Genomic DNA, 18,268 nt, shown 5'->3' with positions numbered 1-18,268 from the left:
TAAACCCAAGGCATATAAGCAAAGAAAGGAATCTCAGCTAACTTTTGGATTTACTTAAAAAAATGGGGTAACTCCAAAAAAGAGCTGAAGATGGTTGCATAAGATGATTGCCTGAAAGGCATTTTTGATGAATTTTGAAATACTCTTCCGCCTTTTGTCGCTTAATAGCTAACTTCTGTCGTCGGCCTTCGGTCTTAAATACTTATTTTGTACTTTGCAGTTTCATCAAAAAACTTATTTCGTCATGATAAACCCAATCGTATTTGATTTCTTAAGCCAATTAAAAGCCAATAATAACCGTGATTGGTTTAATGAAAATAAGGCCTTTTTTAACGAAGCTAAAGCGTCTTTTGAAACATCCATGCAACAGTTTATTGATATCGTACATGAGGCAGATCCAACGATTGGTGATTTAACGCCTAAAGAGTGTGTGTTCCGTATTTATCGCGATACGCGCTTTGCAAAGGATAAAACGCCTTATAAAACCAACATGGGTGGCTTTGTGGCCAAAGGTGGAAGAAAGAGTACGCTGGCGGGTTATTATTTGCATGTTGAGCCCGGTGCCTGCATGATTGCCGGTGGTAGTTATTGTCCGCCATCAGATGTGTTAAAAGCCATACGTCGTGAGATATATAATTTTACCGATGAGTATAAAGCCATCATTCACAATAAGGAATTTAACAAAGTGTTTCCACAGTTGTTTGAAGACAAACTGAAGATGGCACCCAAGGGATTTCCAAAGGATTTTGAGGATATTGAATTGTTAAAATACAAGTCTTTTGCACCACTTCATCCTGCTGATGATGACGAGCTTTTGGGCGAAAAGGCTGTGAAGCATGTTCGTCATATAATACAAACATTGGAACCACATAACTCATTTATAAATCGGGGCATTACTGCCGAAGAAGATGAGATAGTTTTATAAGTCAATAGCTCCTTAATTCAATAGCTGATTTTATCAGTCAGAAACACATCTGGTAGCTAGTCTCTAAAAAAAGAATATGCAGTTATACATTGACGCAACTGGTGGCATTGCAGGCGATATGTTTGCCGCTGCCCTGATTTCGGCTGGTGCCGACGAAAAACAAATGATACAAGCCATGAAACTGGCTGCTGAGAAGATCGGAACTTCATCTATCAGCACATCGCTGACCGATGATAAGGCACATCGTTTACATATCGAAATAACTCACAACGATGGTCATTTATCAGGCCATAAAGCCTATCATCTACTGGAAGATATTTTCGAGGAGCTTAAAATTGAAGAAAAGTATCAGCAATTTGGTTTTAAAGCACTGGCAGTATTGGTTGAGGCTGAAATACAAGCCCACAAAGAAAATACCTTTTTAACGGATCATATTCATGCCCATCACCACCATCATCATGATGATACCGATCATCATCACGAACACAAGGAAGATGCCTACTTGCATGAAGCACAAGATATATTGATTGATATAACTGGTGCTGTTATGGGTTTGCAACTGCTGAGTGCACCAACTACAGCCACACTATTAGCACCTGTAAGTTTTGGAGGTGGTCATATAACTTTCTCTCACGGTCATTTGCCGGTGCCTGCTCCGGCAACTAAAATCATCTTTGAAAAGCACCATCTGCCTGGTGAAATGGGACCTATTGATAAGGAACTATGCACCCCAACGGGTTCTGCTCTTTTGGCAGCATTAAATGCCAAAATTGGTGAAGCAAATGGTGAAAGTTTTCAAGCTGAAGGTAGCTCAAGAGGCGGAAAAGATTTACCCATTCCGCCACTGAAAATTCAATTGATATAAAAATAATGCCTGAGCTCCATAAGAACTCAGGCATTTATTTTTTTAGGCAATCTGTAACACAGCTATTGCCTTATAACTTTTGACTTCTGTCTAAATATACACATTACCAATCTTAATTAGTTTTGGTATGTTTATCAGCTTAATCTTACGACCGTTAAGCTCAATTAGCTTATCCATTTTAAACTCCGATAATAATCGAATAACTGATTCGGTAGCTGTACCAACCATGTTTGCTAGCTCTTCACGAGTAAGAGAAATCTGAAGTGTACTATCTTCATCTAAATCAAAGGTATCCATTAACAACAGCAGAACCTCTGCCAGACGCTCACGAACTGTTTTTTGAGCAATATCTGTTAAGAATTTGTTTGATTCCCCTAATTCTCGACATGTCAGTTTCATTAATGACATGGCAAATTCAGGATTTACCTTAATCAAACTGGTTAATACTTCAGAGGGTAAGTAACAAAGTACAGCATCGTTAACTACTTTTGATGTGGTACAAGCTAACTCATCACTTACAACGGATCTAAAACCAATTAAATCACCATCTTTAGCAAATCGAATAATTTGCTCCTTCCCGTCAAAGCCAGTCTTATAAATTTTCAATATACCCTTAATAACAATATAGGCGCCATTAATGCGGCTACCTTCGTGGTACAATATGTTTCCACGCTTGTGCAGGGTGCAACTCATCGATTGAGTTAAAGAGTCTAATTCCTCTTCAGTTAATCCATTGAAAATTTCATACGACAGCAAATCTACATCATCGCTGAAAGGGACACTTTGAATATTTTTCATAACTTGACTAACAACTGAATGAATAAAAAAGTGATAAATGTCATAATTTGAGGGCAAAGATATAAAAAGGCCAGATATTTACATTACAGCAAATATTTAAATATGTCAATATATGAAAACATCAACAAAAATTCAATGGACAGGTAACATGTCATGGGAGACCGAATTATTTGGTCACAAACTTACTTTAGATGCCGGTAAAGAAAATGGTGGCGACGATAAAGGACCTCGTCCGAAAATACTTATGTTAACGGCATTAGCCGGTTGTACTGGTATGGATGTGGTATCTATTTTGAAAAAGATGCGTGTGGAAGTGGAAGATATTCAGATAATTGTGGAGGGTGATTTGACTGAAGAACATCCAAAGTATTACGACAAGATGCATGTCATTTATGAGTTCAAAGGCAAAGATTTGCCCATGGATAAATTGGAGAAAGCTGTGAGTTTATCGGAGGAAAAATACTGTGGTGTTTCGGCGCTTTATAAAAAAGTAATTCCAGTTACCACAGAAATTCGTGTGGTTGAGTAGGTCAAAAAATGTTGTTAAACATCAATTAATGCGGTATTAAAATAGCTTTAAACAAGAAACCCTGTTCATGACGAACAGGGTTTTATTATATATGCTGTTTAGTTTGGGACTATTTACCTGCCGACTTAAACTGGTCGAGGAAGCGCTTATCGTTTTCAAAGAACAAACGAATATCTTTAATCTGATATTTTAACATAGTGATACGCTCAATACCCATACCAAATGCGAAACCAGTGTACTCATTACTGTCGATATTACTTGCTTCCAGTACGGCCGGATCGACCATACCACAACCTAAAATTTCAACCCATCCGGTATACTTACATACATTACATCCTTTGCCGCCACATAGTGTACAAGAGATGTCCATTTCGGCCGAAGGTTCAGTAAATGGGAAGTACGATGGACGAAGACGAATTTTAGTGTCGGCTCCGAATAATTCCTTTGAGAAATATAACAAGGTCTGCTTTAAATCAGCAAACGATACATTCTTGTCAATGTATAATCCTTCAACCTGGTGGAAGATACAATGTGCACGAGCAGAAATAGCTTCGTTACGGAACACACGACCCGGGAATATAGCACGAATAGGAGGCGCTTGTTTCTCCATCACACGTACCTGTACCGATGAGGTGTGGGTGCGTAATAATACGTCCGGATTAGTGGCAATAAAGAACGTATCCTGCATATCGCGAGCAGGGTGTTCTGGTGGAAAGTTCAAGGCTTCAAATACGTGATGATCATCTTCAATCTCTGGTCCATCAGCCACATTAAAACCAAGTCGCGAGAAAATTTCAACGATTTCATTCTTCACAATGGATAGCGGATGACGACTTCCTAATTCAAAAGAAGTTCCTGGTAAACTTAAATCTGCACCAACTTCACCTTGTCCGTTTGAAGCAAAACCTTCTTTAATCTCATTGATTTTATCAAGCGCCTGTGTTTTTAACACGTTCAACACTTTACCAACTTCACGTTTTTGTTCGTTAGGTATCGTTTTAAACTCATCAAATAGTTGAGAAACTAAACCCTTCTTACTTAAATACTTAATTCGCAAATTTTCAGCCTCTTCAGCCGATGAAGCTGCCAGGCTTTTTATCTCTTCAACTAGTTGATTGATTCTATCTAACATGATTCTTTAATTACTTTAAAATAGCGACTTGCAAAATTAATAAAACGATTGGATGTAAGATGATTATTCAGATTCTTTTTTGAAGGGCGAATGGATATCACGTTTTATGGCTACTTTTTTAATATCTCAATTGTATTAATTCGGATATCATTTACCGGGCGGTCAACAGCATAGGTTTTTACCGATGCTATTTTATCGACTACATCCATTCCTTTAGTAACCCATCCGAATACGGTGTAGTCACCATCCAGGTAAGGAGCGCCCCCAAGAGTTGTGTATGCTTGTCGTTGTGCTGCCGTGTACTTGATGCCCTTCTCTTGCTCCAAATCATCTAACTCGGTATGGCTAAAATGGCGTCCTGCTACAATGTAAAACTGAGAGCCATCGCTGCGATTGTGTTTATTTCGGTCTTCAGGTAGTTTAGAGGCAGCAATCATGCCCCGCTTATGAAACAAATCAGCTTGAATATTCATTTTAAGGGTGTAACCCGGCCCCTGCCAACCTACCACATCGTCTTTTTTAGCATACTTGGTATCGGCCGCTCCTGTTTGAATCAGGAAATCATTGATGACACGATGAACAAGCAGGCTATCGTAAAAATTATCGCTGACCAGTTTAATAAAATTGTTGCGGTATATGGGCGTTTTATCCGATAGGGCTATTTCAATATTACCCATGTTGGTGCGAATGCGAAAACCTTTTACCTTTTTGTGAGAGATATAAACTTTGTTGCTTTTATTTCGAAGGTCGTAAATGGACTGGGGACTTCTCTTCTGATTGTTGATGAGTTGTGTTATCCACTTCGATTCAAGAATTCGCTTTTTGCCATTTACCTGCTGCACGATACCTGCCAGGCGATGGCTGTTGGCGAAGACAGGTTTCCCCAATTTAAAATCACCCATGTAACTCTTAAAAGAAAGCGTGTCATTGCTCGTTAGGTCACCATTCACATCGGCATCCACGTACAATTTCCGGTTATTTCGATAGAGTTGATAAATCGAATCGACCTTAAAAGTGGCCTCTTTAATGCTCAGGTAATTGAGGTTTCGTCGCGATACTTTTAATAATGCCAAATCGAGGTTTAGATCATATGCCACAAAGCCCTGAACAAGCGAATAATCATCAAGATCCATAGGAGAGGCCTTCACTTTAGCAGCTCCTTGTATAAAACTAAGGTTGGTAACAACCAAATTAGGTGCGACATAAAAACCATAACCATCGTTTAACTGCCGGGTATAATGATCAAAAGTGCGCAGGCTAACAATTCCTTTAACATTGTCCTTATATGATCCTTTAAACGTATCAACGGTATGTTGTTGTTTTCCTGTATTGCTTTGGCAGCTAATCAGAATAAATGTGATTGCGCTAAAAAAGAGGATTTTATACATCTCGTTAATGTCTTTAGTCTTAAGTCTAGTTTCTTATTGTGTTACAATGCTCACTTTTATTTTGACATCGCTTCGTGGGCGATTGTGCTTATCTACTGGCAAGGTCGCAATTTTGTTAATAACACTCATGCCTTCCACAACTTCACCAAATACTGTATAATCACCATCGAGTTCGGGTGTGCCACCAATAGTTGAATAGATGTTTCGCTGTTCCTCTGTAAACTCAATTTTGTCCGAGATACTATAATGAAAATTGATTTTATCCTTTATCTCGCGAAGTAGTTTGTTAAAGGCTTTTGGGTCTTCAGTTTTGAGCCTGGCCAATTCTTCTTTATGCGGTAGGTAAAACTGCTTTTTTAATTCAATCTTAATTGGGTTATTGGTCGCTTTTTCAATCAGGTCCATCTCATCAGCACTGTATTTTCGACCTTGTACAATGTAAAATTGAGAGATGTCAGACATTTTAAAATGATTGACCTCTTCGGGCTGACGAGGCGCACATAACGCACCTTTTTTATGAAAGCAATTATCACTGTATTCAGCATCTATGTTAATGGCTTTGCCATATCCAATGGCTCTGCCCGGAGCTGCATTGCGTGAATCGGATGAACCCCCCTGAATAACAAATCCTTTTACAACACGATAAAACAAGGTGCCATCGAAATGTTTATCACCAACCAATTTCAAAAAGCGGTCGCGATGATTAGGCGTTTCATTGTACAGCTTTACTTTCATTGTGCCCATGTTGGTTGAAATGTTCACATAGAACGTTGGTTCCTGGGCTTGTACTCCAAGGGTAAATAAGAGGAGATATATAATTACTAAAAACCTTTGCATAACTTCCTGTTTGAATCTGCAAGATATAAAAAAAAGAATCCGGTAGCAGAAGCACATTGCTCAACTACCGGATGATTATTTTAATGAACGAATGCGTTCGCGTATTGCCTAAACCGCAATGATTCTGGTTATTTCAATACTTCTACTTTGATGATATAAACATCTTCCAAAGGACGATCGCCTTGTGCCGTTCCAACAGTTGCGATGGAATCAATCACCTCTAAACCTTCAATCACTTCTCCAAAAACAGTGTAAGAATCATCTAAGTGAGGCACACCGCCAATTGTACGATAAACTTCTTTCACTTCTTCCGGAATGGTTTGTTTTGGCTCATTGGCCAGTTTCTTCTCCACTTCTTCTTCAATGCTTACACGCATGCCCATAAAAGCTTCTTGATTACCTGATTGTTGCAGAGCCTGTAAGGTGTCTTTATAGCCCTCAAGCACTTCATAGAAAATCTTTTGGCGTGTCATCTCTTCATAGCGCTTCTCGATTGAGTTAAACTTTTCATCGTTATAGGTTTCACCTTGCACGATGTAAAACTGCGAGCCCGATGATTTTCTTTCTGGATTCACATTGTCTCCTGTTCGTGCGGCTGCAAGAGCGCCTTTTTTATGAAAGAGTGTTGGGTAATTAATTTCTTCAGGAACCTGATAGCCCGGTCCTCCATTTCCAAGCATAGTCCCTGGTGCGGCACCTTTCGATTCCGGGTCGCCACCCTGAATCATAAACTTGTTTATTACACGGTGAAAAAGCAGTGAATCATAAAAACCTTCTTCTGCTAATTTTACAAAGTTATCGCGATGCTGTGGTGTTTCATCGTATAGTTTGATTTTCATATCACCTTTTGATGTTTCCATCATCAGTATAACGCCTTCTTTAGGTTGAGTACTGCAAGCCGACAACATGATAACGGCCACCACAATCGATAATAGATACTTCATTTTTATCTTGTTAGTTTTATAATAGTTATGCAAATTCTACTGTTTTAAAATACTCAATCAAGCCTTTTTTAATTAGCTGATTCTGGAATGATGGCATCATTGATTTAAGCTTTGGCGATGCTTCAAATATTGGGAAGCCTTCGCCGTCGATACCTGTTTCTTTGATATAACCTTGACGCACCAGTGTGCGACAACGAGCCACATTGATTAAATCCATCTTCTCCGTTTTTGAATACTCTCTGAATCCCCATCCCATTTCCTGAATCCCCAGTACGAAAAGAATAAACTCATATTCGGCACTGACTTTAAAGTGCTTACTAACTTTTAGTATTAATTCATCCCATTCTCGCTCAAAGTCTTCTGATGTCATATCTGCCATGTTTCAAAATTAATCAATCACTTGTAATGCACAAGCATTATACTGAAGGCAAACAATAAGAGCTGTAAAAAGTTGTTTTTTTTACAATTGTCTGTAACTTCTTTTGATTATTGAGCGTCCTATTTTTTAGGAAGCAAAATGTGCTTTCCGAAATAATGATTGTTATACCCAAAAATATGCTATGATGAATTTAAGAAGATTAAGTTTTCTGCTGTCACTAATAACGGTGATGTTTATCTCATGTGTTGAGGCGCAGGATGTAATAGATCAAGTAGACGAAACATATAATAATGTAACGTCGGTAGAGGTAGAGGGCTCATTTTGCTCGGTTAATATTGTAGGTGGCGAAGGCAGCGATGTGCATTTAAGCGGCGAAGTTGTTGGTTCGAAAAAATATGATATTAAAATTCGTCATAATATGAGTGGCGGTACATTGCGCGTTTGGATTGACCGACCTAACTCGCTTCGTAATGTGAAGGGTAAATTGGAACTTAAGGTACCAAGCAATACCAATATTGATGTAGACAACTCAAGTGGTAGTGTTAATGTGAGTAATATTGGTCAAGTGGTGGTGAAGCTTCAGGCATCGAGTGGTAGTATCAAAGCCCGTAATATTGATTCTAATCTAAACGTATCTGCCTCTTCGGGCAGCATTTCATTGGCCGATATCTCGGGTGATGTTCGGTCTACAACTTCATCAGGAAGTCAGCGCCATGAGGCCATTGGTGGTAGTTTAAAAGCCAAAGCCTCATCAGGTGGCATAAAAGTGAACGAAGTAAAAGGCGAAGCCGAAACTAATACCTCATCGGGTAGTCAGGCGATTAATTCGATTGGCAGTAACCTATATGCTCAGGCTTCATCAGGCAGCATTAAAATTGGCGATGTGCGTGGCGATGTAAAAGCTCAAACATCATCTGGTGGATTAAGTTTAAGTAATGTAACGGGTGCGGTTAACCTTGTATCAACAAGTGGAAGTCAACGAGGATCAAATATTAAACTAACGGGTAACTCATCTTTTAAATCGTCATCGGGTAGTGTGTCGATGGAATTATCAAATGATACCGAAGAGTTAAGTTTTGCATTACGTGCCTCATCAGGCAGTTTAAGTGCCAAAGGTAGTAGCGGACGTAAGAATTTAGTGATTGAGCGCGGTCCTATTAAAATTACTGGTAACAGTAGTTCAGGTAGTCAATCTTACCGATAATGAAACGGTTCTTTCGCCGGAAATGATATTTTGTAAGGATATATTTTCCGGTGATTTTTAATATAAAAAAACCGCTTAGTGATAATTCGCTAAGCGGTTGTTTTTTATAGAAGGTAAGCGTTATAAAACACTTTCTATTGCTTCAGTCGGACGACCAATAATGGCTTTATCGCCATTGATTACAATCGGACGTTCAATTAAACGTGGATATTCTAACATGGCTAAAATCCACTCTTCATCTGACAATTCTTTATCGGCAAATTCATCTTTATAAATCGCCTCATTTTTACGGATAAGCTCCAATGGTCGAATGCCTAATTTCTCAATTATTGCACCTAATTCATCAGGTGTTAAGATGTCCTCCTGATATTTGCATATTTCAAATTCAACGCCTTTTTCTTCCAATAAGGCAACGCCGGCACGGCTTTTTGAACACCTTGGATTATGTAATATTGTAATCATTTGTTTTGCTTTAAGTCCAACAGTTTAACCTATAATTGTTGTAATTGTTTAAAAAACTTCTTCGGCACCAAACTCCATTAGATATGCTTTAATAAAGCCATCGATGTCGCCATCCATTACTGCTTGCACATTGGATGTTTCGTAGCTGGTACGCACATCTTTTACCAATTTATAAGGCTGCATGACATATGAGCGGATTTGCGAACCCCATTCAATCTTCTTTTTCTGAGATTCAACTTTATTCTGCTCTTCCAGTTGCTTGCGTAATTCAATTTCATACAATTGTGACTTAAGCAAGCGCATGGCATTTTCTTTATTGCCTAATTGTGAGCGCGATTCAGTATTTTCAATCACAATGCCCGATGGCGCGTGACGTAATCGAACGCCGGTTTCGACCTTATTCACATTCTGACCACCGGCACCACCTGAACGAAATGTCTCCCAGGTTATTTCACTCGGATTGATGTCGATATCAATAGATTCATCAATCAAAGGAATAACAAATACCGATGTAAAGGAAGTCATGCGTTTATTGGCTGCATTAAATGGCGAGAGTCGTACTAAGCGGTGAACACCATTTTCACTTTTTAAATAGCCATAGGCAAAATCACCTTCGAATTGCAGACTCACAGTTTTAATACCGGCATCGTCTCCTGGTTGGTAATTTACTTCTTTGACTTTATAGCCATGCGATTCACCCCAACGAATATACATTCGCATCAGCATTTCGGCCCAATCCTGGCTTTCAGTACCACCAGCACCAGCATTGATTTTAAGTACTGCACCCATCTTATCTTCATCGCGGCGAAGCATGTTTTTCAGCTCCAGCTTCTCCATCAACTCAGATGTTAGAGCATGTTGCTGGTTCACATCTTCGGCATCGGCCTCACCAGCCTTATGAAAATCAAATAGAACCTGTAAGTCTTCTGCGGCAGCGGCCACTTCCTCGTAGGCTTTTACCCAACTTTTAAGTTCACGCAACTTTTTCATTTGTTGCTCAGCTTTTTTAGCATCATTCCAAAAGTCGGGTGCCTGGGAGCGTAACTCTTCTTCTTCTATTTCAACCTTTTTACGATCGATGTCAAAGATACCTCCTTAGCGCTAACTCACGTCCGCTTAAATCTTTAAGTATTTCTTGTGTTATCATCTTTAAAAAATAAGGATGTAAAGGTACAAAAAAGGGAGTATTAGCGGCCGTATACATTGCGCTTTACATTTTTGCAATAGCGTGATATGTATTTGTAAGCCTCATAATTACCTAGTTTTCCAGCTTGATCCCAATCGTAGCAAGCTTTCTGATGTAAACCTAAATTATAATGCGCGATAGCTCTGTTAAACCAGGCATGTACATCTTTAATGTCTTTTTCGATGGCAGAATCAAAATCGCGTATGGCCGGTAAATAATCCTGTTTGGAAAAGTAAATAGTGCCACGGATAGAATAAATGCCTGGTTGATCTGGATCGAGGTATATCGTTTTATTAATATCTTCAAGTGTGGCTTCTTCGTCTGATGAATGTTGCATGCGCAATCGAGCTCGCTCATAATAGGCTTCAGCCAGTAAGGAATCTGAATTTATAGCACTTGTAAACCAGTTAAAGGCTGTTTTTACATCTTTGTTTTGCTCAAAATTAAGCGATGCCAATTGGCTTATTGCTGGCGCAAAGTCAACCTTCTTATCCAAACAAACGTTTAAGTTAACACGTGCTTCATCATCTTTATCTTGTGCAACATCAAATATTGCTTTAAAGAAATATTGAAGAAATCCATCGGGGTTTATCTCCTGACATATTTTTAGATCTTCACGACTGCCTACCAGATTCTGATAATGGTACCTGGCATAAGCCCGCAAACAATATGCTACATCTTCCTCGGGATGCTTTTTTATGTATCGGCTCAAGCTTTTTGCCGCCTCAATATATTGCTCACAAACAATATTAAGAATTGATTGACTAAAAGAATGATTCAGCTTGTCGCGCTTATGCTGATAATGAGCTATTTTCTTAACAGGAAGGTTAATGTTTATCCAGTTTGTGTCGTTAAGCAAATAGGTGTTATAGAGTAGTTTATGAAGCCCATTGCGCGATGTGTTAACAATACCACACAACTGCCCTTTGTTGTTAATAGCTGGTGCGCCAGCCGAATGAATAAAATAGGAGCCATCGATTAGACCTGTTCGCGACAAATAAGGAAAGTAGCTCAAATCATTTACCGGTCCGATGGTCATGCCGTCGTCAGATTCCAATGGGTGCGTAAAAAAGAGTAATTCTTCGTTTTGTTTAAATGTTTGTTTAGCTGGCATCAAAAAACTAAAAGTCTTCTGACGAAGCTGTTCTACTTTTATCAGTGCCAGGTTACTGTGGGGATGGATGGATATAACCTTTTCAACTTCAAAGGTTCGGCCACTTCGCGTGGTTATAACAGCAGAATCGGACTTTTCAAAGATATAACCCATGGTTATGGCCAGTCCATCTGCACTTAAAAAGAAGCCAGAAGCCATACCCGTTTGTAAATCTGCGCTATTGTATGCTCTTGCCTCAAATACAGCCTTTTCAGTTGTATTAATAATATCTACAATGGATTGGGAGTGCCCAACCAGAGTAAATACACTGAAAACGGTAATCAATATGTATTTTGCAAGCGTCATTGGTTCATAGCTTTGGTTGCTCAAAAATAACAAAAATGAGTACCAATGGTTGAATGTCTTCTAATAAGAATAGATGAATCATCCAATATATTTGACAAATGGCAATTGATAACCTTTTTCAGATCGTCACGTATACAGGCACGTTATGTGTGTTTTAGTCAATGTTTAGTTAGGATGTTAATTTGTAAATCAATGAAAAATAGCTCTTTAGTGTTGTTGTTCGCTATGCTCTTAATTACAGTATCTTGTGAGTTAAAAGAGGAAATCGATCAAGTCTCTCAAAAAAGCAATGCCATTGAGGCACTTGCGGAATATACCATGGTTTCGAAGCAATTTAATAAGGCTTCAACTGCCTCAAGCAATAGTGTGGTATTGGCTGAAGATACAGAGATGCAAGCACAATTAAAAAATACAAGCAGTCAAGCAAAAATTAGTGTCCAGCCGGTTGGTGATTCGCCATGGCCCATTCTGATAACCGTTGATTTTGGTAATGGCATTACTGGAGTCGATGGAGTGACCCGAAAAGGAAAAATTCATATTGAATCAACTGATTGGTACAAGAGTGAGGGGAGTATTCATGTAACTTCTTTTGAGGATTATTATCAGGATGATTATAAAGTAGAAGGTTTTCATATTGAAGAAAATAAAGGTGAAAACATTGACGGTTTCCTGGAGTTTGAAGTAGAAATAAAAAATGGTCAGTTGATTAAGCCAGATGGTAAAATGATTGAATTTACTCAACACACAAGCCGAACCTGGATAAAGGGCGCATCTACACCGCTAAACATTCTTGACGATGAATACTATATCGAAGGGGTTCAAACGGGTGTTAGTTCAAAAGGAGTGAATTATGCCTTGCAGATTACCTCGCCTCTTCACCTGGTGCTTTATCCATGGCAAATAAAAGACGGAGAAATGCTTGTTAATGTTGACGGACTAAACGGGATTGAACTTAATTATGCCACCAAAAAAATAACAATTGGTGGGCTAAGCTACCCTCTATAATACAAAATTATCCTTTATTCATTGTGGAGCTACTCATGTTGGGTAGCTCTTTTTTGTTTCGTGCAATACTTCATTATTTGATTGTGCTCATTTGGTAAAATTTTATCGTAATTTTGTTGGTTCAGTTGCTAACTATTGTTTAAAACAATTGTTACATATGCTGTAACCACCTTTTTACTGCTCATTGGAGTTGAAGTAGGAAGTACCATAAACCATATACATAAACCATTTTTCACATTGATTAAATAATCATCAGCTAATTGTAGTTTTCCTGATTATTTGATTGTCAGACGATAAGGGTTTGTTCTTGTGTTGTTAACCGTAACACTCAAACTATTGACTTCTGGCTAAAAACTTACAAACCAATGAATAATATGACGCAAACAGAATTGTTGTATAAGGTCATTAAGGAACGTGTCCTGTTGCTTGATGGAGCCATGGGAAGTCTTATTCAGAACCATCAGCTTGAAGAGGATGATTTTCGTGCTGAGCGTTTTCAAAACCACAATTCGCCTTTAAAAGGCAATAACGATCTGTTGTCGATTACTCAACCTGAGATTATTAAAGGAATTCATAAGCAATACCTTGAAGCAGGTTCTGATATTATCGAAACCAATACATTTAACGCGACCTCCATATCTCAGGCCGACTATGATATGGAAGCTGTTGTGAAGGAGTTGAACATTCAATCAGCACGCATTGCGCGTGAGGTTGCCGAGGAATTATCAACTTCCCAAAAACCACGTTTTGTAGCGGGAGCTATCGGACCAACTAACAAAACTGCTTCATTATCACCAGATGTTAATAACCCGGGATATCGTGCTGTTTCATTTGATGATTTAAAAGATGCCTACAAAGAGCAAGTGGAAGGTTTGATTGAAGGTGGGGTCGATCTATTTTTGGTTGAAACCATTTTTGATACATTAAACGCTAAAGCGGCCTTATTTGCCATTGATGAAGTACTTGAAGAGAAAGGGATTGATAAAATGCCCGTGATGGTATCTGCAACGGTGGCCGATGCAAGTGGTCGTACTTTGTCTGGACAAACGATGGAGGCTTTTCTAAATTCAGTATCACACGTTGATTTATTATCAGTTGGTCTGAATTGTTCTTTCGGAGCCAAAGACCTACGACCATATATTGAAGAATTAGGAAAAAGAGCACCATTTAAAATTAGCGCCTACCCTAATGCGGGACTACCGAATCAATTTGGAGAATACGATGAAACACCTCTCCAGATGGCACCACAAGTAAAAGACTACCTCGATAACGGTTTAGTGAATATTCTTGGAGGGTGTTGCGGAACAACCCCGGATCACATTCGAGAGTTTGCCAAAATGATTGAAGAGGCGCAGGTACATAAAGCCGCGGAACCTGATCATGCCACACGTTTAAGTGGACTTGAAGGACTTACTTTTTCAAAAGAATTTAATTTCATCAATGTTGGTGAGCGTACCAATGTAGCTGGTTCGCGTAAGTTTGCCCGCCTTATTCGCGAAGAAAAATATGAGGAAGCCTTAAGCATTGCACGCGATCAGGTTGAAGGAGGAGCACAAATTATAGATGTTAACATGGATGATGCCATGTTAGATGGCGAAAAGGAAATGGTCACTTTTCTGAACCTGATGGGGTCAGAGCCTGATATTGCCAAACTGCCTGTAATGGTTGATAGCTCTAAATGGGAAGTTCTTGAAGCTGGGTTAAAATGCCTGCAGGGAAAAGCGGTCGTTAACTCCATTAGCTTAAAAGAAGGAGAAGACCCGTTTTTAGCTCAAGCATTAAAAATTAAACAATATGGTGCAGCCGTTGTGGTGATGGCTTTTGATGAAACCGGACAGGCAGATACATATGAGCGTCGAATTGAAATATGCGAGCGTGCCTATAAGTTGTTAACCGAAAAAATCAGTTTTGCACCTGAAGACATTATTTTCGACCCGAATATTTTGGCCATTGCCACTGGCATTGAAGAGCATAATAACTATGGTGTAGATTTTATTAATGCCACCAAATGGATAAAGGAAAATTTACCTTACGCGAAAGTTAGTGGTGGTGTTAGCAACCTATCCTTCTCTTTCCGTGGAAATAATGTAGTTCGCGAGGCCATGCATTCTGCCTTCCTATATCACGCTATTAAAGTTGGCATGGATATGGGTATTGTAAATCCGGGTATGTTACAGATTTATGATGATATACCAGCTGATTTATTGGAGCATGTAGAAGATGTAATTCTTAACCGTCGAGATGATGCCACAGAACGATTAATTGAATTTGCTGAAAAATTAAAAGACCAGAAGATAGAAGGTAAAGAAGATAACCGTTTAGCATGGCGTGAGAATAAGCTTGAAGAACGTTTATCATACTGTTTGGTCAAAGGTATTCCTGATTTTTTAGAAGAAGATTTAACAGAAGCTCGTGGAAAATATGAATTCTCTCTGGACATTATCGAAGGACCGTTAATGGATGGAATGAATGTGGTAGGGGACCTGTTTGGCTCGGGTAAAATGTTTTTACCGCAAGTGGTAAAAACCGCTCGTGTGATGAAAAAGGCTGTTGCCATCTTGCAACCATTTATTGAAGATGAAAAAGCAGCTGCCGGTTCAGGTGGTTCATCAGCCGGAAAGATATTAATGGCCACGGTAAAAGGTGATGTTCATGACATTGGTAAAAACATTGTAGGCGTCATCCTGGCGTGTAATAATTACGAGGTTATCGATCTTGGAGTGATGGTGCCGACAGAGAAAATTCTGATGGAAGCTGTTGAAAATGATGTGGATATTATTGGTTTAAGTGGATTGATTACCCCTTCCTTAGAGGAAATGGTAAGTGTGGCCCGCGAAATGGGAAAGCGTGATATGAAACTGCCTTTGATGATTGGTGGTGCCACAACATCTAAAATTCATACGGCCGTAAAAATTGAGCCAAACTATACCGAACCGGTGGTACATGTAAAGGATGCTTCCAAAAGTGTACAAGTGGTGAGCTCGTTGCTATCAAAAAAAGATAAAGAAAGCTTTGTGGCCAATTTACGCAATGAATACGCGGGATTGCGTGAACGTAATGCCAGTAAGAAAAGCATCAATTTGCTTCCAATTGAGGAGACAAGGGCCAAAAAGCATCAGATTGACTGGAAGAACACCATATTACCCTTACCTGCCGAAGCTGGTGTGCGAGTGTTAGAAGATTACCCAATATGTGAGATTCGTAAGTTTATTGATTGGACTTTCTTTTTCCAGGCATGGCGATTGACTGGTAATTACAGCGATATGGATTCGGTGATAGACGATGCTTCCAAAGCGAGTTGGTTGGAGCGTTATCGCACTGATGAGGCAAAGGCCAAAGCCGAAGAAGCCTTGAAGCTATACAAAGATTCACAGGCGATGCTCGACCGCATTGAAAAAGAACACATGCTTCAAGCCAATGCCGTGTTTGGTATTTTTCCGGCTCATAGTGTTGGTGACGACATTGAAGTGTATACCGATGAATCGCGTCAGGAAGTATTGACTACTTTCCATCATTTGAGAGAGCAACAAGATAAACCTGGTAAAGAGGTGTTCCATTGTTTGAGTGATTACGTGGCTCCAAAAGAGAGTAATCGTTTCGATCATGTTGGTGGATTTGCTGTTACAGCAGGTATCGGTATTGAAAAGTGGATTAAGCAGTTTGAAGATGATCATGATGATTACAGTAGTATCCTGTTAAAATCATTGGCCGACCGTTTAGCGGAGGCTTTTGCTGAATTGCTACATTACCGTGTGCGTACTGAATTCTGGGGATATGCGCCTGACGAAAAGATTGACCATGAGAATCTGATTCGTGAACGATATAGAGGAATTCGTCCGGCTTTGGGATATCCGGCATGTCCTGATCACAGTGAGAAACGTACATTATTTGATTTATTATCGGCCGAAGAGAACGCAGGGATTACCTTAACAGAGCATTACAGTATGTATCCTAATGCTTCAGTGAGTGGCATATACCTGGCGCATCCCGATGCTATTTATTTTGGTTTGGGTAAAATTGGAAAAGATCAGGTTGATGACGTGGCCAGCCGAAAAGGGACTACAACTGAGGATGTTGAAAAGTGGATCCCACTCAACCTTGATTATAAGTAGTATAAGCTATCGAGTTGTTAATTTGCTGAATCGATTAAATTGAATAATAATGACTATTGCCGACTTAATAAAATCATCTGAAAAAACTGCTTTTTCTTTTGAGTTGCTTCCTCCTTTAAAAGGAAATAGTATTGCCAAGGTGTTCAATACAATTGACCAATTGAAAGAGTTTAATCCTTTGTATATCAATATTACATCACACCGCGATGAGATGGAGTATAAGGATACAACAAATGGATTGTATGAGCGTAAAGTTATTCGTAAACGACCAGGAACAGTTGCTGTGGCAGCTTCCATTCAACACAGTTACGGCATAAAGGTAGTGCCACATATTATTTGTAGTGGTTTTACTAAAAGTGAGACGGAGTATGCCCTAATTGATCTTAACTTTTTGGGCATTCATGATATTTTAGTCCTTAGAGGTGATAATGCTAATAAAGATCGTTTTAAGGCTGTTAGTGAGCAAGGCAACCAATATGCATTGGATTTAATTAATCAGGTAAATGAGTTAAATACCGGGAAATTTTTAGATGGTACATTTCTCGATGCCTTTGACACGCCTTTTAGTTATGGCGTTGCCGCCTATCCTGAAAAGCATGAAGAAGCACCTAATATGGACTCTGATATGCATTGGTTAAAACAAAAGGTGGATGCCGGGGCTGAATACATCGTTACTCAAATGTTTTTTGATAATGAAAAGTATTTTGATTTTGTACGACGCGCTCGTGAAATGGGTATCACTATTCCTATAGTGCCAGGGCTTAAACCTATTACATTAATGAATCAACTTTCCGTTTTACCTAAAGTTTTTCATGTCGATATCCCTGAGGCTTTTGCGAAGGAGATACGAAAATGTAAAAACAACGATGAGGTGAAACAAGTAGGGGTAGAGTGGTGTATTCAACAATCGAAGGAGTTAATGCAGCACAATGTGCCTATTCTTCATTTTTATACCATGATGGCAACCAATAGTACACGTAAAGTGGCTGAGGCAATCTTTTAATCTGAACTTGACTTGCTGTATGTTTGACTAATGGCTTTTG

At 39.2% G+C, this 18,268-nt stretch carries 16 protein-coding genes; 7 read left to right on the top strand and 9 right to left on the bottom strand.

The window, feature by feature from the left end; translation table 11 throughout:
• Positions 1-244 precede the first annotated feature (244 nt).
• Together JIV24_RS03045 and larC are read left to right on the top strand one after the other, a co-directional pair.
• On the top strand, positions 245-925 hold the full coding sequence (locus JIV24_RS03045; protein ID WP_200463529.1) for a DUF2461 domain-containing protein: 681 nt from the start codon (positions 245-247) through the stop codon (positions 923-925).
• 76 nt (positions 926-1,001) lie between these two features.
• Entirely contained in the window at positions 1,002-1,790 is a 789-nt protein-coding gene (gene larC, locus JIV24_RS03040; RefSeq protein ID WP_200463528.1) for a nickel insertion protein, read from the top strand.
• A 90-nt stretch (positions 1,791-1,880) separates the two neighbouring features.
• Here larC and JIV24_RS03035 read toward each other — a convergent pair whose 3' ends face one another.
• Positions 1,881-2,588, bottom strand: a complete 708-nt coding sequence (locus tag JIV24_RS03035; RefSeq protein WP_200463527.1) for a Crp/Fnr family transcriptional regulator — start codon at positions 2,586-2,588, stop codon at positions 1,881-1,883.
• Between the two features lie 112 nt (positions 2,589-2,700).
• On the opposite strand from JIV24_RS03035, the gene JIV24_RS03030 reads away from it, so the two are divergent.
• Positions 2,701-3,117, top strand: a complete 417-nt coding sequence (locus JIV24_RS03030; protein ID WP_200463526.1) for an OsmC family protein — start codon at positions 2,701-2,703, stop codon at positions 3,115-3,117.
• 109 nt (positions 3,118-3,226) lie between these two features.
• Here JIV24_RS03030 and pheS read toward each other — a convergent pair whose 3' ends face one another.
• The 5 genes from pheS to JIV24_RS03005 form a co-directional block, all read right to left on the bottom strand.
• Positions 3,227-4,249, bottom strand: a complete 1,023-nt coding sequence (gene pheS / locus JIV24_RS03025; protein ID WP_200463525.1) for a phenylalanine--tRNA ligase subunit alpha — start codon at positions 4,247-4,249, stop codon at positions 3,227-3,229.
• A 110-nt stretch (positions 4,250-4,359) separates the two neighbouring features.
• Positions 4,360-5,637 (bottom strand): peptidylprolyl isomerase, encoded by a 1,278-nt coding sequence (locus tag JIV24_RS03020; RefSeq protein WP_200463524.1) that lies wholly within the window; start codon positions 5,635-5,637, stop codon positions 4,360-4,362.
• Positions 5,638-5,670: 33 nt separating this feature from the next.
• Positions 5,671-6,474 carry a peptidylprolyl isomerase gene (locus tag JIV24_RS03015; RefSeq protein WP_200463523.1) on the bottom strand — a complete coding sequence of 268 codons (804 nt, stop codon included), beginning with the start codon at positions 6,472-6,474 and terminating at the stop codon, positions 5,671-5,673.
• A gap of 128 nt (positions 6,475-6,602) precedes the next feature.
• Positions 6,603-7,418 (bottom strand): peptidylprolyl isomerase, encoded by an 816-nt coding sequence (locus JIV24_RS03010; protein ID WP_200463522.1) that lies wholly within the window; start codon positions 7,416-7,418, stop codon positions 6,603-6,605.
• 25 nt (positions 7,419-7,443) lie between these two features.
• Positions 7,444-7,797: a hypothetical protein gene (locus JIV24_RS03005; RefSeq protein ID WP_234445682.1), complete on the bottom strand. Its 354-nt coding sequence runs from the start codon at positions 7,795-7,797 to the stop codon at positions 7,444-7,446.
• A gap of 184 nt (positions 7,798-7,981) precedes the next feature.
• Here JIV24_RS03005 and JIV24_RS03000 point away from each other — a divergent pair, with 184 nt between their 5' ends.
• Positions 7,982-9,001 (top strand): DUF4097 family beta strand repeat-containing protein, encoded by a 1,020-nt coding sequence (locus JIV24_RS03000; RefSeq protein ID WP_200463521.1) that lies wholly within the window; start codon positions 7,982-7,984, stop codon positions 8,999-9,001.
• A 120-nt stretch (positions 9,002-9,121) separates the two neighbouring features.
• Here the strand turns inward: JIV24_RS03000 and arsC are convergent, their stop codons facing one another.
• From arsC to JIV24_RS02985, 3 genes are all read right to left on the bottom strand, one after another.
• Entirely contained in the window at positions 9,122-9,463 is a 342-nt protein-coding gene (arsC, locus tag JIV24_RS02995; protein ID WP_200463520.1) for an arsenate reductase (glutaredoxin), read from the bottom strand.
• Between the two features lie 48 nt (positions 9,464-9,511).
• Positions 9,512-10,610, bottom strand: a protein-coding gene (gene prfB, locus JIV24_RS02990) for a peptide chain release factor 2 (RefSeq protein WP_200463519.1) whose coding sequence is annotated in 2 segments (ribosomal slippage) — positions 9,512-10,546 and positions 10,548-10,610 — 1,098 coding nt in all. Because the reading frame shifts where the segments join, the coding sequence is not laid out codon by codon here.
• Positions 10,611-10,650: 40 nt separating this feature from the next.
• Positions 10,651-12,108, bottom strand: a complete 1,458-nt coding sequence (locus tag JIV24_RS02985; protein ID WP_200463518.1) for a S1 family peptidase — start codon at positions 12,106-12,108, stop codon at positions 10,651-10,653.
• 192 nt (positions 12,109-12,300) lie between these two features.
• On the opposite strand from JIV24_RS02985, the gene JIV24_RS02980 reads away from it, so the two are divergent.
• The 3 genes from JIV24_RS02980 to metF all read left to right on the top strand — a co-directional run bounded on the left by JIV24_RS02980 (position 12,301) and on the right by metF (position 18,228).
• Positions 12,301-13,113 carry a hypothetical protein gene (locus JIV24_RS02980; RefSeq protein WP_200463517.1) on the top strand — a complete coding sequence of 271 codons (813 nt, stop codon included), beginning with the start codon at positions 12,301-12,303 and terminating at the stop codon, positions 13,111-13,113.
• A gap of 374 nt (positions 13,114-13,487) precedes the next feature.
• A complete protein-coding gene (metH, locus tag JIV24_RS02975; RefSeq protein WP_200463516.1) occupies positions 13,488-17,225 on the top strand; it encodes a methionine synthase in 3,738 nt (1,245 codons plus the stop codon).
• A 49-nt stretch (positions 17,226-17,274) separates the two neighbouring features.
• Positions 17,275-18,228, top strand: a complete 954-nt coding sequence (gene metF, locus JIV24_RS02970; RefSeq protein WP_234445681.1) for a methylenetetrahydrofolate reductase [NAD(P)H] — start codon at positions 17,275-17,277, stop codon at positions 18,226-18,228.
• The last annotated feature ends 40 nt before the right edge of the window (positions 18,229-18,268 follow it).

This window comes from Carboxylicivirga marina (assembly GCF_016612505.1).
GTDB lineage: Bacteria > Bacteroidota > Bacteroidia > Bacteroidales > Marinilabiliaceae > Carboxylicivirga > Carboxylicivirga marina.
This window is presented reverse-complemented; position numbering and strand designations above follow the sequence as displayed.